At 57.8% G+C, this 20369-nt stretch carries 19 protein-coding genes; all 19 read right to left on the bottom strand.

The annotated features are described in order from the left end of the window. Positions 1-84: 84 nt before the first annotated feature. The 19 genes from ACM14_RS03000 to ACM14_RS03090 all read right to left on the bottom strand — a co-directional run bounded on the left by ACM14_RS03000 (position 85) and on the right by ACM14_RS03090 (position 20067). Complete coding sequence (locus ACM14_RS03000) at positions 85-1266, bottom strand: TraU family protein (RefSeq protein ID WP_139093356.1); 1182 nt, start codon at positions 1264-1266, stop codon at positions 85-87. A gap of 2 nt (positions 1267-1268) precedes the next feature. Further along, complete coding sequence (locus ACM14_RS03005) at positions 1269-2276, bottom strand: TrbC family F-type conjugative pilus assembly protein (RefSeq protein WP_254661984.1); 1008 nt, start codon at positions 2274-2276, stop codon at positions 1269-1271. A 154-nt stretch (positions 2277-2430) separates the two neighbouring features. After that, positions 2431-2958, bottom strand: coding sequence for a signal peptidase I (gene lepB, locus ACM14_RS03010; protein WP_254661985.1), 528 nt, complete (start codon positions 2956-2958; stop codon positions 2431-2433). After that, positions 2955-3518 carry a TrbI F-type domain-containing protein gene (locus ACM14_RS03015; protein ID WP_139093358.1) on the bottom strand — a complete coding sequence of 188 codons (564 nt, stop codon included), beginning with the start codon at positions 3516-3518 and terminating at the stop codon, positions 2955-2957. Before ACM14_RS03015 ends, lepB begins: the two co-directional genes overlap by 4 nt. A gap of 52 nt (positions 3519-3570) precedes the next feature. After that, positions 3571-6012 (bottom strand): type IV secretion system protein TraC, encoded by a 2442-nt coding sequence (traC, locus tag ACM14_RS03020; protein ID WP_065345277.1) that lies wholly within the window; start codon positions 6010-6012, stop codon positions 3571-3573. Positions 6013-6041: 29 nt separating this feature from the next. After that, positions 6042-6410 (bottom strand): TraA family conjugative transfer protein, encoded by a 369-nt coding sequence (traA, locus tag ACM14_RS03025; protein WP_167368404.1) that lies wholly within the window; start codon positions 6408-6410, stop codon positions 6042-6044. A 38-nt stretch (positions 6411-6448) separates the two neighbouring features. Then, positions 6449-6937, bottom strand: coding sequence for a TraV family lipoprotein (locus tag ACM14_RS03030; RefSeq protein WP_074921724.1), 489 nt, complete (start codon positions 6935-6937; stop codon positions 6449-6451). Positions 6938-6940: 3 nt separating this feature from the next. Next, positions 6941-8440 (bottom strand): TraB/VirB10 family protein, encoded by a 1500-nt coding sequence (locus ACM14_RS03035; protein WP_254661987.1) that lies wholly within the window; start codon positions 8438-8440, stop codon positions 6941-6943. Beyond that, complete coding sequence (locus tag ACM14_RS03040; RefSeq protein WP_065345279.1) at positions 8437-9546, bottom strand: type-F conjugative transfer system secretin TraK; 1110 nt, start codon at positions 9544-9546, stop codon at positions 8437-8439. Before ACM14_RS03040 ends, ACM14_RS03035 begins: the two co-directional genes overlap by 4 nt. Then, positions 9546-10370, bottom strand: a complete 825-nt coding sequence (locus ACM14_RS03045; protein ID WP_065345280.1) for a TraE/TraK family type IV conjugative transfer system protein — start codon at positions 10368-10370, stop codon at positions 9546-9548. Before ACM14_RS03045 ends, ACM14_RS03040 begins: the two co-directional genes overlap by 1 nt. After that, entirely contained in the window at positions 10367-10645 is a 279-nt protein-coding gene (gene traL / locus ACM14_RS03050; protein ID WP_065345281.1) for a type IV conjugative transfer system protein TraL, read from the bottom strand. The genes ACM14_RS03045 and traL overlap by 4 nt, the downstream gene beginning before the upstream one ends. Next, positions 10645-11250: a hypothetical protein gene (locus tag ACM14_RS31315; RefSeq protein WP_139093359.1), complete on the bottom strand. Its 606-nt coding sequence runs from the start codon at positions 11248-11250 to the stop codon at positions 10645-10647. The genes traL and ACM14_RS31315 overlap by 1 nt, the downstream gene beginning before the upstream one ends. Before the next feature lie 143 nt (positions 11251-11393). Beyond that, positions 11394-15146, bottom strand: a complete 3753-nt coding sequence (locus tag ACM14_RS32355; protein WP_254661988.1) for a hypothetical protein — start codon at positions 15144-15146, stop codon at positions 11394-11396. Positions 15147-15177: 31 nt separating this feature from the next. Next, a complete protein-coding gene (locus ACM14_RS03065) occupies positions 15178-15600 on the bottom strand; it encodes a lytic transglycosylase domain-containing protein (RefSeq protein WP_065345284.1) in 423 nt (140 codons plus the stop codon). A 280-nt stretch (positions 15601-15880) separates the two neighbouring features. Continuing rightward, positions 15881-16567, bottom strand: a complete 687-nt coding sequence (locus tag ACM14_RS03070) for an EAL domain-containing protein (RefSeq protein ID WP_065345285.1) — start codon at positions 16565-16567, stop codon at positions 15881-15883. 2 nt (positions 16568-16569) lie between these two features. Continuing rightward, positions 16570-17181 (bottom strand): DUF4400 domain-containing protein, encoded by a 612-nt coding sequence (locus ACM14_RS03075; RefSeq protein WP_065345286.1) that lies wholly within the window; start codon positions 17179-17181, stop codon positions 16570-16572. A gap of 2 nt (positions 17182-17183) precedes the next feature. Continuing rightward, complete coding sequence (gene traD / locus ACM14_RS03080) at positions 17184-19097, bottom strand: conjugative transfer system coupling protein TraD (protein ID WP_065345287.1); 1914 nt, start codon at positions 19095-19097, stop codon at positions 17184-17186. Between the two features lie 17 nt (positions 19098-19114). Then, positions 19115-19534 (bottom strand): hypothetical protein, encoded by a 420-nt coding sequence (locus ACM14_RS03085; protein ID WP_065345288.1) that lies wholly within the window; start codon positions 19532-19534, stop codon positions 19115-19117. 200 nt (positions 19535-19734) lie between these two features. Next, the gene (locus tag ACM14_RS03090) at positions 19735-20067 is read right to left on the bottom strand and encodes an H-NS family nucleoid-associated regulatory protein (protein WP_046987403.1); all 333 of its coding nucleotides are present in this window, start codon (positions 20065-20067) and stop codon (positions 19735-19737) included. Positions 20068-20369 lie beyond the last annotated feature (302 nt).

Genomic DNA, 20369 nt, shown 5'->3' on the forward strand with positions numbered 1-20369 from the left:
CCGCCCACTCCAAACGATAGCTGGGTTCCGGGACAGCGGCCTATAGACCTCGGGAAGATCAGATCTGTGCATCATTCGAGGCTCTTACGGAGTGATGCCGAAGCAGCAATCGGTCCACTGGAAAATCAGATAGGAATGGTCTTCGCCAGTCGCTGGAACATCCCGCCACATCCCCCAAGCCGCAGAAGACGCGCCGGTGGCATGGTTGCAAGTGCTGAATCGAGAAGGCGGATTTACCTCTCGCACCTGGGATGTAGTGGCGGTCGGCGGAGGAGCGCCAGGCAGGCGCCCGTTCGACTCCGGGGAAGGAGCTAGAAACTGCCAACGGTAGGCGTCTTTGCGTATTACGAATCGCGGGTTGCGCTCACAGACGTTAGCTTTGCCGATGGTCTCGTTGAGTAGGCCTAGGCGATGCAGCAGCGAAATTCCGCGCACTGCGGTCAGGCTTGTGAGAGACACTGGATCGGCTTTTGTGTCACCGGACCCTGACGCGAACCCCGTGATTGGGTACATGGGACCCCACGCGCCGGCTGTCCAGAAGAACGCGTTAATGGGTGTACCGAAGGACGATGAGGCGGCATCTACGGGGAGGGCAAAAAGAGAGGTCACTCCCGTGAATAGCAGCATCTCGGGGTTGATGAACGTGGTGTAGCGACCGAGCACGTCATTCCAGTTGGGGAACGCAGGGCTAACCTGCAGCAGGTCGAATTCGGTCATTCCATCGGGTGGGCAGGCGCCGTCATCGATGAGTCGGAGCATGTAGATGATCGGAAACGTGTAGAGCGCCCAGTTCGCAAAAAACGAGTTCAGCCCCCCTCGTCCCATGTTCGCCCCGCCGTTAAGGAACTCAGCGCCAGCCAGCGGCAACTTCATCCCCCCGAGGGACGGCAGGCAGTACGGCTTTCGGGTCACATCCATTATTTTTGCCGGAGCCCAGAACCCAAGCGTGAAGCCAATGCGGGGCAGTTTGGCGTCCGAGAGACTCCCTCCGCATTTGCACAGGATGTCCTTGTTCGCATCGGTCGGCACGCCCGACTTACCATCCATGAACGTTGCCCCCATGAGCCGGAAGGGAAACATCCCGCTCCAACACACGTCCTTGAACATCGTCTCAAGAGGGCTGTAGTTGCTGCAGTCAATAGCGCGAGCGGAGGACGTATCCCTGGAGCCCGCTCCCTCCTCTTGCGCATAGGCCTCGTTCAATCCGAAAAGGCTAGCCACGAGAATTCCAAGAATTGCCAAAGCGCGAAGAATGGTTGATTTCATGATCACTTTGCGAGTCCAGATGCTGCGTCGAAGTAGCGAATTCGCAGATTGCGTCCCTCTTGCTCCACGATCGCAGGCACTGCATCCACGCCGAAGCGCTCTGCCAGGCGTCGCGGCATTGGGAACACAGGACGCTTGAGCAGGTGCTGCAGGTCCGATGACAAAGGTGTAGTCGCGTCGCGCGCAACAGCATTTGAGCCCACCACGAACACGTCCGCGCCCTTGTACTCGGGTCGCTGGATCCATTGCCGCACCATGCTCAGCTGGCGGGCGTCCGTTGCGTCGAAGACCAACACGGGAACTTGCAGACGGGTGTAGTCGAGTAGAGCGAAGGTCTGGCCAGCGCGAGCGATCAAGACTTCCCCTCTGCCGTTTTGCCCTGGAGAAGTTATGTCATGCGGCGCCGTGAAAGTCGGAGTGAAGTAGGCCGTTGCATTGCGCGATGAGGTGGGAAGATCGAATGTTGGCCGCAGGTTCTGGGCCGCTCGTGCCTGGGCACGTTTCATCGCGGGCTCCCAGTCGTATTTGCGTGCCCGCTCCTCGATCACCGCCAGGATGTCGGGCTCCGCTATCGGATACAGGTCGCCAGCGTTGTAGCTTCCACCCCTGCGCGCAAAATCCTGTGCGAGGTCCAAACTAGCGGTTCCGCGAATCTCGAACCACTTGTTTTTTGCCTTGTCCTTGATCAAGTACACCGGCACGGCGTCCACCGCGTAGGCTCGGAACGCATTCGGATCGACTTCCACGATGACGTCATCGTTGTACGGATCTGGGAGTAGATGGCGCAGCTTGCTCAGCAGCGCGCCGACTTTCTGCGGCTCGAAACCACGAACAACGAAGCGGATGCGTTTGGGGTCTTTGGCCAGCGCCTGTTTGAACAACTGGCGCAGGACGCCTTCGGGCATGCCCGTGGAAATGAACACCTGCAAGTCGAAGTCCTGCTCCGGCGCATTGCGGCTTGCCTCCGACTGAGGAGCCTTGCTCTGCACCCGTTGCTTGGCTTCGTCCATCCATTCAGCTTTTTGCGCAGGCTGCATAAGGAAGTCGCGCAACGACCGCATTGCGGGCTGTTGCGGTGCAATGGCCGTGGCGTCTGCCGCAGGAGGCAGATTGTTGAGCCAAGGTGCCCTGCTCTCCGCCTGGTCCGCGCACCAGGCGAACGAGCTAGAACAGAGGGATAGCAGAACCAAGAATCGCGTCACGTTTGACAGGCCCCCAATATCTGGAATCGAAACTTTCCTTCGTTGTTCCCATAAGAAACAACTCACCATCCCCAAGCGTCACCTCGCGATCGAAGTCCCCCGGCGCCTTGCCCGGGATGCTCTTGGCCAACCACAATCTGTCGTTGTCTTGACGCTTGCCGTTGATGTACAGCTCAGTGCCTTCTACCTTGACCGTATCGCCGGCCACAGCACGCACGCGCTTGACGATGCGGTCCCCTGGGCGCGCGCCAACGCCCAGCCCGGTAGCAGGCATCCTTGCGAGGATGTAGTGGCCCACTTTTGCAGGCTCGGACAGGCCTGGGTTCCAGATGTAGACCAACGAGGGCATGCAAGCGGGCTCGCCGATGAGGCGCTGGACATCAATCCCGATGCGCAGGCCGGACAGCCAGAGGCCCAGCGTGATGAGGGCGATGCTTACCGCATTGGTAACCAGCCACACCCGAAAGAACTTCCTCACCCAGGATTTCATTGCGCGTCCTTGCGGGCTTCGGTGGGCGCATCACCCTTTTCAAGCTTGCGCTCCATGAGCCCTTCCCGCTGCAACTCAGTGCGGAAGCGGTCAGTCAGGTCAGGGATGTCATCGGGAGCGCCCAGTACTTGTTCGCTGCGCAACACGATCTTTCCCTCTTCTGTCTGGGACTTGATTTTTGCCAAGAGGGCGGACATGAACTGTTCGCTTAGCCTGGGCATGTCCTTGGGCTCGATTGCGCCAACGCGCACCTGGTCGCTTAAGGCAGAGATCTGATCTTGCACAATCGCCTCAAAATTGACGGTGACGATGGAGTCCTGTAGAGAAGCCTTCCCCCCCGCCGTGCCTAGCCATCTAGGCAGGAACACCGTCACCGCGACTGAGACCATTGCAGCGATGATGATCATGAACACGAGTTCGGTCAGAAATGTGCTGACGCCGCCGGCATGCGCCGGGGTCGCCTGGGTCGCCGGGGTCGCCGGGGTCGCCGGGGCGATGGTTTCAAGGGGCAATGCTGCGGCTTGGCCTGCTTGCGCAGGCGCGCTTTGGTTATCAGTCATGAATGGGGTCCTGGATTGCTGCGAACGGCGGTGAGTTCTCGCTGGAGCAGGATCAGCCGTAGCGCGCGATGTGGTCGTCGATGGCCTGGACAGGGTGTGTTCCTGCCTCAATTGCTTTGATCACCTCAGTGCGCTCGTTTCCGGAAGTAGAGAAAAGCACCTGCGTGAACCGGTCTACAACGAGGCGGGCGATGTCCATGCCCTGGTTCGTGTAGACCATGATTTCGGAATACTTCCCGTCCAACGAATGAACCGTACGCAACTGGCTGTAGCCGAATTCGCCGATAGCCAGATAGCCTTCCTTCTGCGACTGGTCGATCGTTTCGTTGTTCTGCCTCAGGATGAACTTGAACGCAGAGTTTGCTGCTATGGCCTTCCCTGAGGGAGAGCCATACAGATCCGCAATGCTCTGAGTAACGATGACTGCAGATCCCTTGTACTTCCGGAAGCGACGGTAGGCGTGCTCCATAAAGCGCGCAATCATCGGGTCATCCAACAAGTCCCAGGCTTCATCGATGATGAGGACCTTTGGGCGACCGTCTTGCGACAGGTACATTTCGTGCTGGATGGCCGAAATGATCTGCATGAGCACGACCTGTTGCAACGTCTTCTTGCTCTTCAGTTCTTCCAGCTCCAGGACCACAAGGTCTTTGTCCATCTCCAGGTTGGCGGTGCCGTCAAACCAATGGCCTTCACTGCCATTCCTCGTGAAGCTGAAGAGCATATGCCCTATGTCCTGCACATACTTGTCGGGCTGGTTAATCATGTACATGGCCACGTCGGTGATCGTTGAGGCCCGGCCGTTTGCTCCCCACACTGCCTTGATCGCCTCCTCGATCCGCGAGCGGTGCAAATCGTCCAGCCCGTCGATCGGCGCGGCCATCTTCTCGATCATTGCCTGCAAGAGCCCCACTTCGTCATCCAAGTCTTGGATCTTGCTGAAAGGATTCATGCATAGGTCAGAGTCCGCCCCGAATTCGATGAACGACCCATCGAGCCACTTGCACAGCTTGAGGTAGCTACGGCCCACGTCGATTACCCACACTTTGGCGCCCATCGACAAATATTCGGTGACCAGCATCTGCGTAAAGAAGCTCTTGCCCGCGCCGGACTCCGCGAACACCACGCCATTCATGTTCGTCGGCGAGTCATAGAGGTCGAAGCTCATCAACTGGCCCCGGCGACTCTGCAATAGGAACCCGTAGCCCTTGCCGGGCTGAGGCCGAGACGTCCCCTTCCATTCACCGAGGATCGGCAGGAAAGTCACCGCCTGTTCGACTGCCAGGGACTTGAAGCGAAATGTGTTTTTGATCGTCTCCGCCGTGGGGAACAGCGGAAATGCATTCCAGAAGCTGGGCGACAGGACGCGCTTCTCCTCGCCAGTCGAGAAGTCGAACGATTGCAGGTAGCTGCGCAGCGCTGCGAGCTGGCGTGAGCCATCCTCGCGCTTCTTGCTGAAGACCGTCACACTAAGGCATGCCTCGACTGTGGTCGCTCCGCGCTCGATGGCATTGATCATCACGTCCATGCCCTTCTTCTTGAAAGCGAGCTTGGGGACGAAGCGAAGCAGCGGGCCGAACGCTTGGTAGTTGATCCAGCCAGCCTTTTGCTTTAGCGCCGTGCTTTTGTTGTACTGGTCTGGGTAGTGCAGGGTCAAATTGATGTGGTACGGCAGCTTGAGCTGGTTGTTCGCACCAAGCGGGTCACCGATGATGAAAGCCATGGTGCTCAGTGGGTTCCTCTCGGGCCAGCGGCTCACACCAAGCATGTGCGCAAAGGTGTTGTCGGAGAGCACCAGTGCGTCCTTTTCCACATCGAAGCTCTCGCCCACATCGAATACCTGGGACTTGAGAAACTCGTCGGACCGCGCCGAATCAGTTTTTGGCGGATCGTAAGGGTGCGTGAGGCGATATGCAACGCGCAGATACTCGTCCTCCGTCATTCTCTTCGTCATCAAGCCGACGGTCTGGAGTGACTCAGACAGCTTCGCGCCAGACTCGGCGATGAGGTCAACATCCTCTTCTTCGGGCTTGTCACCCTTGAACGGGATCTTGATAGAAACGACCACAAGCCGGTCCAGCAATTTCACCCCGATCTGGGGCAAATTCGATTCCATGCGCGAGGCGCTGAGGTAGTCGGCTCTGCGCTCGGAATACGCCGTCAAGGCTTCACGTGCAAGCGGACTCTGGATCCGGCCCATGCCGTTTTCACGACGCGCCCGGTACAGGGCCAGCGGCAAGTCAATGTCGGGCATTCCGAGCAGCGACACCTGGACAAAGCTGCCAGCGGGGAGCGACAGGGACAATGCCCCCTTGAGCATGTCCACTGTCGAGTCGTCGGCGCCCCGGATCGGACTGCCCCAGTAGCACACCCCCAGGTGGCCATCGTCGCATAGGAAGATCCCGTTCTCTTCCATGTACGCTAGCGTAGGAATGTACTCGTCAGGCGTGAAACGCTTACTCGCTTGACTCAGAGCTTGATGAACTGCCGACATTCAACCCCCCTTTTTGTTTTTTTGACGGCTCAGATCGGGGTGGTGATGGCCATGCCCGTGCTGATCACACCGTCGATCACGCCAGGGCCAAAACCTGCCGTCAGCGCCATGGCGATGCCGACGACGGCGGCGATCACGCTTTGCTTGATCACGCCGACACCCAGGCCAACGAGCAGCGCGGCGATACCCAGCACCTTGCCCAGCGTGCCGTTGGACCATCCGGTCAGTTGGTCATAGACCTGGGTGAACTCGGTACCGCCTGCACCTGCGGACGCTTGCATTGGCGCCAGCGCAACGACCATTGCCAGCGCCAGCAGCACGGGGGCCACGTGGTCCTGGGCCTGTTTTGCCTGTGCCGACTGGAGAAGGCGAGATTGAAAGTGGGTGAAGAACGTCATGGAAAAAGCTCCTTGGCTTGGTGGATGAAAAGAGTGAATCAGCGGGGGACAAAACTAGGCGCCATCCCCTGGTGGCGAACTTCTTGTTCGCCAAAGCTCCAGCGCTTCGGCGTGATCTCGGTAAAGACGTAGCCCGACCAATTCAAGTTGTCCTGGGCATCGACCCAAGGGGAAATCCAAATGCGCATGACCTGCGGTGCTTCACGCAGAGGGCGCGCGGCAGGCTCGCCGGCAACAACGAGCGCGGACTCGCTGGACAGCGCCAGCAGGTCGGAGCGCAGTTCATGTCCGCCAGCCTTTCCGCCCTTCTCTTTTCCACCCTTCCAGGTTGATGGCGTGCGCCCTCGCTGCACGGAAGGTGCTGAGGCGTGCGTGTCCTCATACACCTCAAGAGGCGTCGGGCAGTTGCGGTTGCGGTCGCAAGCGAAGTCGGATGTTTCACCCGTGTTGAATGTGCTCGCACATCCCACCATTGCGAGGCAGGAAGCAGTGGCGAGCGCCTTGATGACGTGGTTGAACATGCTCATGCGTTACCAGGAGAGACCGTTGGAGAAATTGGGCGTAGCGCCGTCGGCGTTACCCATTGCTGATGAAGTGGCGTCGCGCGCAGCGTCCATCACGTGTCCCATGCGTTCGACAGGACTCCTGGGCTGAGCGCTGACAGCGCCGGCAGCTCCGGAATGCTGATTTGGGCTTCCGCCCCGGTTGGCCAGAGTGGCGCCGCTGCGCGGCTTCTCGCTAGGGTCAACGTAGCGCTGCAGATTCGTGGACCCCTTGAGTGGCAGCATCGAGCCTCGCGTTACGACGATGGTCACAGCCTCGCCTGCGGGGACCTCCACAACCGGGAAGGTTTCCTTAGCCATGTCCAAATAGAATTTGGCGATCATGTTGGTGGCGGACCCGATGCCACCGGCGACACCGGATTGGGCGATTGAGGAAACGGATTCGCTCTGGTAGAGCGAACGATCCTGCATAGGGTCGATATTCAAAGATGGGACGCGGGAGCGGTTGAGGGCTTGCCCAATCCCGCCCAGGGTGCCTGCAAGCAGCGTTTGCGCGATCATCTGCCCTTGCTTGGAGACCAGAGTGCCGGGGATGCCAGCCTTGCCGTCAGTTCCAACGATGTAAGCCTCCAACTTCGTCTCGATGACGTTGCCGTCATGGCGGACGCAAGAAAGCGCTTCGGAGCGCATCATTGCGCGATGCGTAGCGAGCTGACCCCAGCCGCCAATGACCGCAAAACACTCCCGCACATCGATCGACGCATAGTTGGGAAGCACTGCCTCACGCTTGATACGCAGTACAGCCGGAATCGGATTTTTCTGAGCGACCGCTGAGGTTGGCGCGTCCATGCCGGTTAAGAGCACGCCCGTGAACATCGCGCCAGCGGGGATGAATGCTGTGTCGTTCGCCGGCGCCTTCTTACGGGTGTCCTCGGGCTTATTCAGCTTCTCGGCGGCGTCTTCTTTCTTGAGAACGCCTTCGGGCCCCAGGATGCGAATACCGCGCGGCTTCGACGCGACATGTTGTTGCGCACGCTCTGGTACCTGCGGCGCATGGGGGGTAACTCCGTTGCCTGTAACTCCCGGCACGCTGGGCTGGGAAATCGGCGGTGCCGGAGGTAGGGCCGGCGCCTTCGACGCCGGGGCGTCGAAAACAGAAGTCTGGGGACCTAGTTCGGGAAGATCGTCCTCTGCCTTGCGGGCGGGCTCGCTTTGTGGAGCACCCTCGGGCTTTTCGGAGGTACGCCGCTCCATGGCCTCGGTCAGCTTTGCAATACGCTGGGCCAGGTCGCCCTGTTGCTTCTCCATCACGGCCATCTTTGCGCCGAACTGCTCGACACCCGTTGTCCGTGCCGGAGCCACGACGGTAACCTCTGGCTTCGCCGCGCGAGGCGTGCTCGCCGATTTGCGCTCAGCTGCGCTTCCAAGGAACCAGGAAACGAACAAGATGATGCTGATCGCCCCCGCCACCATTACGACGCGACGGGTCTTGGGCTGGAGATTGTTGAATTGCGCGGCGAGGCTCATTCGAACACCTCGCTTTGTGCCTGGGCGGACTTTGGCTTATCTGCAAGCAGAAAGACGTAGCCCGCTTCGCCTGGCTGAAGCGAAATACTGGGAAAGAAGCTGACAGCCTTCACGCCTTTTCGATAGAAGGCAGTCTCTGCAAGATCCACAACTTCTTCGCTTGCGTTCTTGATTGAGTAGCGGTACACGTCCACCGTTGAGCCAGTGAAGGCGTACTCGGGGGTGACTTCGATCGCACCCAACTTGGCCACACCACCTTCGATCGGCACTGCAGCAAACCCACGGATCTTTCCGCGAACGGCCTGCGCCATGATCTGACGCACATTGCCCACGTAGTCTGTGGAGCGGGGTTGATTGATCTCCTGCTCCTCGGCCGAGCCTCCTCCGGCCAACGGCTTCACCGTGCGCAGGTCCTCCAGCTTGACGATGAGGTTTTGCCCAGGAATCTCAGGGGTAGGAATGATCGTCAGCGAAATGACCTGGCTGGTGTTTGCGCCATCTACGATGAATACGCCCATGGGCTGCTCGCCTTGCGGGCGCAGATAGACGTCGCTCCCGACGATTTGCTGGCTGTCGTCCTCGGGCACATCGCCCACTACCCTTGGGTCTTTGAACGGTGTCGCTATCCGGTTGGGAAGGCGGCTGGAGAGACGTACGATTTCGTTTACCCCGTTCCGCGTGTGCAAAACGGTCGGGCGCGTGGCCGGGTCGTCCTTCTTCAGGCCGGGGAGGTTGATTTCCTTTTGGTAAGCGTCCAGCGGCACGCCAGCCGCGCGCTGCGCATCGCCGATGACCCGAGAGATATCGGCAGGAGCCTTGCCCAGCGGTCCATCGGGCAACGTCACAGACGGAGCGGAGCGAACAGATTTCACGCCACCCGTCCCCGGTCGTGTAACGAAGCGGCTGCCGGTTGTCGCTGCCTTGTCAGGAGCTGGTTCCGAACTCAGCGGCGTGCTGATGGGCTTCGCGAGCTCGGCCTTGATAGCCGCCTCAGTCTTCTGCAGCTCTGCCTTTGCCTTCTCGGCCTCCGATTTCGAATCCTGTGCATAAGCAACGCCACAGGCAAGGGAAGCTGCCAGTGCAAAGGATGACGCGCGGGGGAACATCACGTGGGCTCCTTCATATCAACTATTTCTGCGGCGCCTGCAGGCGCGATGGAGGGCTCGGTGTGGCGCTCGCCAGTGGCGTTGGCATCGGACGCGGCAGCTGGGTTCGGCGGCGCCGTTTCGCGCATCACGGACAGATCCGCTGTTGGCTCAACGACATCGGATTTCCCTCGGGATTTGCGATCCTTAAGGGGGAGCGCGTATTCAGGAATGGGTTTCCCTTCCTTCTGCGCATGGGTGACATGCCAGGTGACGGTCCGGGGAATCGATCCCTCGTACGAAAGGAAGTGGGTCACAGATGGGCGACCGTTTCGAATCGAGGTACCCACCTCGTAAACCACTTGCTTTTGATACTTCTGCGCGCCGCTTGTGGAGGTAACGAGGGTGCCGGTAACAAAGACGCGACTGGTCTCGGCTTCGTACTGGATAGAGGCAGGCAGGAAGCTGATCACGGACCCAGAAGCCCTGAACACCGGGTCCTCAATCACAGCAAGGAGTTGGCGGCGGAAGTCCGTGTAGATGGACGGATCCATGAATGCCGACACAGCGTCCAGCACCACGGTAGACGACTTCGGCTGAATATTGCCAACCAAGTTGGCTATGAACAGGCCAAAGCTCTTTAGGTATTCCCGGTCCGCGTAATTCCATGCGATCACCGCCTTAGCATCCATATTCGGTGGGACCAGAACAATGCGGTCGCGCTGGTTGTTAAAGTGGACCACCGCATATACCATTCCAAGGGCAAGAATTGAGTTGGAGATAATTATCCCCTTTGTCATGGCCTGGAGTTGGCCCATATTTCGCAAAGCATCTTTGAATTTCATTTCACAGCCTCGCGTACAGCGCCATTTTCAAATTTCTTGTTCATAGTCATCAGGCCAACCCACCAGACCATGTGAAAGAGGACTCCGGGCATGTGATTGTTTTTGAAGCGACCGAATAGCTTCACAAAGACAAGCGACGCCCCCATACCCATCAGCAATTGATCCCACAGGTACAGGACAATAAATATCACCAGTGATGGAAAGAATTCGTCGACTTCCCAGAAAAAGAACTGGGGTTGATCGTCAACGTAGTTTGGAATAGGAACTGGAGTCATTATTTACCCACTCGCACCATCACAATGGCGTCAATTCCTTGATCATATTTGTTGCCACCGAGCATGACATTGGTCATACCCAGCCCCCGGGATTTAAGACGAATAGAAAGCGCCTTCCAGATGCTCAACATCGAATCAACTGACTCTTCAGACATTGGCGACTTGTTCAGGAATTCAACGTAGTAGCGCGCTTTGGAGTTGGACTGAAATCGTTCAATTGCGAGTTGGGCTTCAACGCTCAATTCGCCGCCGACAATAGGGAACTTGAAGATCTCAACAAGGGCATCCCCCCGCTGCCCAGCGTCAGGCTGAAGTAGCGACGCCAAGTCGCTTCCGCGTTGGTGGATGCGTTGAAATCGACTCTTCTGAGGATCAACCCCAGCGACCCAAACTACGCGCTCATCCGAGCTGAGAAATTGATTGGTTGCAGATTCAATTCTGACAATCTCGCGGCTTGCAGAATTTCCTATTACCGAGTGCTGGACTTCGGCCTCGCGCTCAACCCAAACTATCTTTGTTGGTTCAGGAGGAACATCAATGAAACGCGGCACGCATGCAGTGCAGAGGCAACATGCAACTACGGCCAGCGGCGTTACCGATTTCACTATTATTTCTCCATGCACATACGAACAAACGGTACATGGATACTATCGGGTCACATAGAAAAAATTAGGGCGAAAAGCTTCCATTTTCGAAGCAATTCGCCAAAATTTCCATTCCCCCGCTGAAGTCACGGGGGGGCCCCCCTTCACTGGATCAGCACGGGCTCTTCGGATTTAGCTCCGAGGTCCGATTCGATCGTCAGGCGGAGGTTGGAGACACGGTTGGATGCGAGCCAAGCTTTTGTCACCAAGAACGTTTTTGACGTTGCCTTTTGGGCGACGCCGTCCAGGTCATAGGTCCAAGTGAGGGACTTGATGTAACCCGCAGAGACCGTGCAAACCGGGGTCAGCAGCAACCCGCTAATACTGGTAGTTTGCTTCAGCTCGCATTGCGGCCGTGGTGCTTCTTGCACGTTGACCTGCAGCGCTTGCTCGCCATAATTGCCCGCCTTGGTGATAGTCCGCAACAGCACCTCATAGTTGCCAGGGTCAGTGAAGGAAACATAGTTACCGCTCCCTGTGAATTCCCCGACCTTGGCGCCGTTGATCAGCACGTCATTCCGAAGGAACGAATCTCCTCTTGGCAGCTGGGAGATTTTCAAACTGATGTAGTAAGTGCCAGGCGCGTAGTACGACTCACCGTATTTCGACACCATGGAAGCCTGGGTCTGGACAGTCGCAGGAGGCAGGATCGTGAACTCGTCGGAATAGACATTGACAACATTCCCGCGCGTATCCGAGACCTGCAGCGCCAGCTGGTAGGTGCCTTGCGCCGCAACAGTGAAGTTCCCTGCCACGTCGTTGCCGCTAGACCGGGTGATACCGCTTGGCAGTGACCAGGTGTATGTCAATGGCTCGCCGTTGAGCGTCTTGAGGTCGAACCCAGGCGTCTCCACTTGATACTTGATGACCGCCGGAACATCGGTTTGCAGTGCGGACAAGCGAACGTTCCAGTCTTGCGGCCAGTTGTATGCCCAGGTCTTGAACGGCAGAGTAGCGACCGTTGTCTCTTCGGGGTAGCCCTCAACGTAGGTGTAGTAGCTGAGCAACTTGTCTTCCGGGCGCGGAACGAACTGCAACTCTGTGCCATCCACACGCGTGCCATCCGGCAGGCTCCAATAGCCGAGCACCTTGTACGCCTTCTGCGCAGTGGTGGGCACCACGTCGTTGATCTGCGCTTTGAAAGCATAGCTCTTACCGGCCTCAAGGTAGGTTGGGCCGCTGATCGATGCGCGCGCCGCCAAAGGATTTACCGCCTTGACCCCGAGCGTTTTCGTGACATCGGCAGCTGGGTTGTCGGGAGCGCTCGCAGAGCGCCCCTTGACCTCGATCGCATAGTTTTTGATTTCGGTTGGCGTGAACGTAAAGGCTGCGGTGTTCTCGCCGCTCACGCCCTCATAGCCGCCAGTCGTAATGATGCGCCACGTGTAGGCAGCGTCGAATCCGTCGTCGGCCTGGACTTCCAACGTGACAGGTCTGCCCACCTGGACTACCCCTGGCGCAGTCACTCGGAACGAGGGCACGTCGAAAGCCGTCAGAGTCAGGGGATCAGTGGTGAACTCTGCACCGGAGTATTTGTTCATCAGCACTGCGCGGTACGTGACACTCCCTGCTTCCGCTACCTGCGCAGTAAAGTTGATGCCTGTCTGCTCAACTGTTTCAGACCGCATTACACGCGCCCACGTTCCATCGGCCTGGAGGAATTCCCAGGAGACTGCCCTCACGTTGGCCAACATCTTGGAGTTCTTGACGTTAGCGTTGATGGTCTGCACAAAGGGGGCCTTGCCGCTGGTAGCGCGGGAAGACAGGGAGGCTTCAATGCGCTCGCCGGCAGCCGTGATGAGGGCGCGCGATTTGGAAAGCACCGAGCTGTTGGTGACCAAACCGTCCGTGCTGATCATCTTTGCTTCGGCCACGATGTACCGCGTGCCAGCTGTAAGACGGCCCATGTTGACGGTGAAGGTGCCATCCTCTCCAACGGCGACAGGTGCGGACAGTTGGTTGTTTGTCTTGTCCTCGCGGATAACTACCTGCCACTTCCCCATCGAGGCGGGGTCAAAAACGATTTGTGTACCCTTCGGAATTCCCACCTGGCCATGGATCACAGTCTCTGCTTGATCGTGTGAGGCGAATGCTTTTTCGAGATCCACGAGAGGCGTCGCAGGCACCCCGATAAAGTCCAAGGATTGTTCGGTCTTGAATTCTGGCGCACGCTGGTACCAAGACTCGACCTTCACCGGGTACGACTCCCACGGTTCGGTCGCTTGCATGATAAGTGCGACATTCGATTCGGCCACGGAAGAAAACACTTCCTTCACCACATCACCGGGGTAGACGATGCGCGTCATGATCTCGCGATAGCCACCTTTGACGTTCATCACGCCCAGCGCACGCGCCTGCGTACGGTCCACTGTGGCAAAGTTCTTGCCAGGGTACTGATCCGCATTCTTTGCATAGAAGGTGTCCAGCAGCTTGTCGTTCTTGAACGCCAGCGCGATAGGGGCCGGAACAAGACCTTCGACTGCCACTGCGCTTCGGCCTTTGCGCGACGGGTAGAACGCCGTCTGGCGTGTGCTCGGATCGGTATACACAACGCCAGGTGTGTAGTCGATGACGTTGGCACCAACCACGGGGAGGGATCCGCGAAGCGCGTTCGATGCGTAGGGGTTGTACTTCAAGCCCTCGGGCAGATCTCCGAACTGGATCGCGCAGTTCACGCCTGCAGTTTGCGACAGCATGTAGCCAGTACGCACCATACTCAAAGAGGAGCAGGTTTCCTTGGTACCTCCTTCCAGCTTGGCGCTGATGTCGATGTCCTCAACCTTTATGGCTGCACTATCTTTCGACGACTTCACCATGATCTTGGAAGAAGGGTCCCATCGCTCAGTTGCCATGATGATGTTGGGACCATCTGGCAAATCAACCCAGAGCTTGACGGGCTGCATCGACTCCACCGTCCCTGCATCCTTCACGACTGTGGGGTACAAGCCCGCCAGGTTAGCTTGGCGTGGCAGCTTCATGGCAGTACCCTGCTCCACTTTCGTGCCATTGATCTCCATCGACTCTACCGTCGCAGACTCGATGACCACGGGGATCTCCGCTACGTCCAGCGAACGGTTGTTCAGTGGGTTGGTGGGCGAAATTTTGGCCGTCGTGCCAGGGAAGCCCTCGACAATCGGTAGTGAGACGGGGACGCTCAGAATCGGCCGCTTGTAGTCAAAGGGGACCGACTTCACCACTTCCCCACCGACGCCAGGCAAGGAGGCCCGGATTTCGAAGCTGTCATCGCGCAGCGCGGGGTAGCCCGTTGCATTCACAGTGTTCGGCGCGGTTCTCGTCATCTTCAGCGGAACGTTGGTACCGTCGGCCTTCACGAGCGTGAACGGGCTGTTGGCATCGGGGAGTTTGAAGCTGCCCCTCTGGTCTGCATCCGCAATGGGGATCACGGTCATCCCGGCCACGCGCATCGACAGGCGAACATCCTGGATGGTGTAGTGTCCTGGCGGAAGGGATGCGGAGAACACCTGAGCGATGAACCCTGAGTTCACCAGCGCGTACTGCTCGGGCGTTATCTCCCCATCAATCTTGTCCACTATAAGATCCGGGCGCGCCTCGATCCGCTGGACGGGAAGCTTGTACGAGACCAGTGTGTCTTCGTTGCGAACGATGACAAAACCACCTGCAGGCTCGTTTGGTCTGTCGTTCGTTGCCATATCGAACGCATACCCACGGATCGTAAGAACACCCGCTGCAGGGATCGCAGGTGCGCTTGCTCCGCCACACACTGCAATTCCGTTGACTTCGCAGACGCCCGCGACAAGCGCTGCGTGCGCAGGCACTCCTCCGCAGACAAGGGAGATCGCCACCGCAATTTGGCTCAGCTGGTGTTTCCGAATCATTTTCACTCCAAGGGGCCAGTGGCCAGTTCATTCAGGATTGAGGTTTACCGCCCAGCAGCACGCGGGAGACTTTTCTGGCGTAGATGAGCCGCTTGGATTCGGTGGTGGCGTTGTATGCACCAACGGCATTCCAGGTCATTCCGAAGCGGGCAACGTTATGTGCAAGAACCCAGGCGCCGATGTTCGTGTTGACGCAGGGATCCCGCAGCTTCTCTTCGTCGATCCCGTACCGAGCGAGTGTGGGAAGCCAGGAACTGTTGATCTGCATATGGCCGATATCGAAGGAGCCGTTGGCGTTCTTATTTCGGGCCTTCGGATTTCCGCCAGATTCGACCGTCGATATCGCCTTGAGCAGGCTAACGGGCACGCGGTAGCGCTCGGCCGCTTCATCAAAACAAGCCGCGCCAGCGCCCACAGAGCTAAGCATCAAAAGTGCAAAGAGAACGATCCGCATGGCACTCGATACTACGGAGGGACCCAGAAAAATTTCGGGCGAAAAGCTTGCTCTGGGAGCGCTGTTTGCAGAAATTTCGCTGCGCCTTCGTTCATACCGGCAGCGCTTTGGAAACTCGGTCAAAGCTCGCCAGCGGCGGGCTCGGTCCAAGGGATGACGATGTTCTTGTCCGACTCATGTCGGGAGGCTCGGCCTCTTGAGCGGACAATGTGCTCGCTGGCTTCCAAGCTCTCAAACCCTGCGCCTGGCATGTAATTGGCACACAGCTGGAGATTCAGATCTAGGCCACCTTCGTCAACGCCATATTCCTGGCTATGACGCCTGGCGGCGTGAACTCGGCTGGAAACTCGTGCTCAACATGAACGTCGCACCAGTACCCTTGCAGTTCCGTAGCTCCGATTCGCTCAGCGTCGGTAGCTTGCTGCAGTGTCTCGATGCGCTCTACGACGATCTGCGTGCCCAGTCCCAAACCGCAATCGGCTAGTTGCCTCAGATACCGAGGCTCGTTCACCTTGACGAACTCCGGGGAGAGTTCACGCAGCATGCCCATCTCGATAGCCTTCCCGGTCCAGTCGTCCATGGCCATGACACCGCCCATTCGACGGAGCCATTGCACGGTTTGGCAGATTCTTGAGAAGGCGCGAGAGCATGTAAGGCTGTCATTGCGCTCAACTAGTTCGACCACAACGCCTGGACACATGTACTCAACCATGGTGTCGGTCCAGAGCAAGCTGCCCATGGAAGATATTTCAACGTTGCAGTGGACGCGCATTGAGCCTCTGTAGTGGTTTGCCACCGCCCATGCTGCTTTAATGGCGTCCACGTCAGCCATCAGCATGCCCTGAGGGTCGTTGAAATCTAGTCGACTCCTGCTCAACAACTCCAAGCCCTTCACCGACTTAGTCCGGGCGCAGATGATGGGCTGTGCCCGGAAGCGGCGTTGCGCCGTCTGAAGTGCATCGGTCATCTTCAAAGCCTCTTTTGAAGGTTAGCCATCCACACCCACCAAGCAAACGACATGACGCCTATCGCTACGGGAGCCACCAACGTTGAAACGAAAATTGGCGCGAAGATCCACGCCACAAGGCAGGCCCCGACGAGCATCGCGAGATCCACACCGCCCTTGTGCAAGCGTGGGCTCTGCGACGTGAACGAGGCCTTTGCAATCTGTCTCTGGAAATAGCCATCCGAGAAGGCCGCCATCAGGCAAGGAAGTGCGAATGCCATCCACATAATGATCATTCCGAGCCGGTAGAACACGACATGGGACCAGATCGCTGCTGCGTGGATGCGATCGAGTAGCCAAAGGTCGATCTTCTTGTTGCCGCTGTTAGCCGCCTGCTCCATGATCTGACCCGCTTCGGCGTTTACCCAACTGAGGGCGTCCAGGATGCGATCCATGATCCACTGGTCCGTCTCCGCTCCGAGCCAGTCCACGATCTGCCGTTGCTCACGCATACGAAGGGTCTGGAATACCTCAACCGGCACGAAGGCGAGCACCGCCAGCGAACCAAAGATGACGATCACAAGCACGATTGATGCGAACGAGTGCTTCCCTTCGCTTGATGCTTTCGTTGCCATCGTTAGCCGCGCTTCGCCTTGAGCTTTTCCGTAGTGCTGTGGCGAGCCCTACGTGGCACTTCCTTCCGTTCGCCAAGGATCGGGATACGCGTCTTGTAGGTTCGCCCACCGGACTGCCGTATGTAGCAGTGCAGTGGCGGCAGCTCGCTGAGAATTCCGGGCGGGATCAGTTCGGCTTCCTCTGCTGTGGCTTGTTCCTGATATGCCGCGCCGTACTCCTCACTCATCGTCGTCGTCAGGCTATGGCCGTAGCGGACGGACATGGATTGGGCTTTGATCTTCGGTATGCCGTCAGAAACGTACTTTTGCGTTTCCGCGTCGAGCACCCGGAGGATGATCTTGTTGTTGGTGTTGCCGAGCACCTGGCGCGCTTTGTTCTCGTCGCCCAGGCGTGCCGCGAAGTCCGCGAACGTCTGGGTTGCGATATACATCTTGAAGCCGGCCCCACGGCCCTTGTTGAGGAGCTGAATTGTCGGCGTGTTGATCACCTCTGCGGCTTCGTCGACAAAGACGTTGACGAGCTTTTTCGAGCTCCCTCCGTAGTTGTAGATGTCACCTGCCACAGCCGTCATATCTGCAAGCATCACCGACCCAATCGCGCTGCCCACGGTGGAGTCGGCGAGGGAGTCGAGCCCCATGTACAACACCATGTCGTTTGTGATCACCTTCTTCATGTCTGTCGAGATCTTGTCGTGCCCCGGCTCGAAATCCGGTGACAGCAGGTCCGCCAGCGGGTCCGTTGTGAGCATGGACAAGATGGGGATAAGCGAGGCGACCATTTTCGAAAAATGGTCACGGTTATGCTCGAAGGTAGAAATCAGGCCCGCCAGGTCTACGTTCGGGTGCTCGTGGATAACTACATCCTTGTAGAACTTGATGTACGCGCGCAAAACTGGACTGTCATCCTTGGAGTTGCTCTGTGCCTTCTTTATCAGTGGCGCCAGTTTCTCCTCCCAGTTCTGAACTTTTGCTCTGAAGTGGAAGCGAAGAGCCTTCAGCAACAGATCGTCTGGGCCACCTTCGATGTATCGGCGCAGCTTCATCAAGTTGGGACGCTCTTCCGTTGCAATGAGAGCACCGCAGATGTCCTGCAGCACTTTCCAGCCGAAAGCCACGAATGCGTCGGTGCCAGTCTCTGATGGGATCAGCGCAGCCACGCGTGACGCAAGTTCGGTTTTGCGGTTCCAGTTCCGCAAGGGGTCGATGCTTGCGGATTTGTCCGGGTGAGCTGGGTTGAAGTAGATGAACTTCTCGGGATGCCCCATGAACTCGCAGACCTTGCGCGCGTTGTCTGCAAGGCCCTGGTCACCTTTGGGATCGATGATCACGACCGGTTCACCGCGCATGATGCACTGAGCGATCAGGATGTCGAAAAGTCTTGTCTTCCCCACACCCGTGGTGCCGACGATCAGCGTATGCCCTTCCAGCAGTTCCAGTGGAACTCCCACCGACTCTTCTTTGGCCAGGCCATGCAGCCAGTAGCTTCCGTCTCCATGAAGCGCAGTCTTGCCGAGCATCTTTGCGACACCGGCCCCCATCAAGGAATGCATCTTGGACGCCTCAATGTCCGTCCAGTGAAAGCCTCGTCCCATCCACATTTGGGGCGTCAACTCGCCCCGGCCGTTTTCCATCTGCGCGAAGGGAGCGCTGATCTTGAACAGATCCGGAATGGTGATGAACTCCTTCTGTGCAAAGCTCGTCCGCCACTTGTCCGAGGCCCTCTCCCAGGCCTTGTAAGCCCGCCACATACCGACCACACCGCACGCGCTCGCAGTAACGGTACCGAAGGTCGTTGGGAGAGGTAAGAGCGTAGCCGTAGCCATACACCCAACGGTCGCACCTAGCCAGGAGGCTGCTTGCCGGCCCTCGTAGACGGGGCGCCACGGGTTGTCAAAATCGAAAAGTTCGCTGGCCACGGTGTTGCCTTCGAGGATCAGGCTTGCTGTGCCAGCTGCTGCGACGCCTCAGCCAGGTGAGCGTTGGTCGCCGGTGAAATTGAAAAGAGGAACTCCGCCTTCGAAAAAACGCTGTCTACAGAATGGGGTTTCGCCGACCGCCCTCCCTGCCCTTGCGAGCCTTTCTCTTCGTCCACTGCCAAGCTGGTAGCCAGCAAACGCTTGATCTTCTCGTAGCGAGGATGCAGGCCGAGGACAACCACTCTTGCGAGGGTCGGTCCGTCATGACGAACTGCGTTACTGCGCCAATTGGCAACGTACTTTGCCGGAAAGCGTGTGCCGAGCAAGCGGATCTCGCCACCTTCCAGCACCAGCAGCATGACGTAGCCCCCCTCTTCGGGTTGCGCATCTCTTACTTTCAATTCCAGGTGCTCTGGCGCGCCGTCGTACAGCCACACTTTGCTTACTCCTCTCTATCAACGGGATAGAGTGAGAATATCGGCAAGTGCTTTTCAAAGTTCCCCCAAAAGCTTCCGATTTCGCAGCTGTTCGCGGAAATCCAGCTAGAGGCGTGTGCGGCATCATCGCTTGCGATACGCCAAAGCACAAAAAAGGCCCCTACCAGGGGCCCTTTGTTGTTGATCGAGGCAGCTCAACGTCACTGCGGCAACTCGATCCTGTACTTCTCTAGGTCCTCGCCCTTTGCCTCGATCTCACGCACCCACATGGGTTTACGCCCTGGCCCACCCGACCAAGTCTCCCCAGTTGGGCTACGGTACTTTGCAGGCCGGTCCCTCTTGCTCCGCCCGCTACGACTTGCTGCAAGTTGGCTACGCAAACCCGGGTACAGATCGTCAGGAGCAATTTTGTACTCTTCAATTTGCTTCTTGATGGAAGCAACGACCTTTGGGACTTCTAAAAGGCGTGCACGCTCCAAATCGGATTGCATTGCCTCGACCTTTTGCTTGAGTTCCAGATAGTTGTTTTCCATTGCAATTCTTCAGGGTGTTACCTACCTAAATTTTAAGCTCAGATACGTTGCAATGTTCAAGCAGCTAGCACAAATTCTGGCGCCAATGATTAATTGGCAATGCATTGCAATTCTTAGGATGAAACAAATTGAGATTTTTCCACCCCACAGGCGTAATCCCAACTTTCTGAATACTGGCGCGGGGTTACGCGCCTCAGCAGCAGCGTAGGGCGCCGAGCCTTGAACGCAAAAACACAGCATGCGAGGACAAAATTTCCTCGAAAAGCTGCGAAATCGCGCGCTTTTCGCCAGAAAATATTTCA

This window comes from Delftia sp. JD2 (assembly GCF_001682645.1).
GTDB lineage: Bacteria > Pseudomonadota > Gammaproteobacteria > Burkholderiales > Burkholderiaceae_C > Comamonas > Comamonas acidovorans.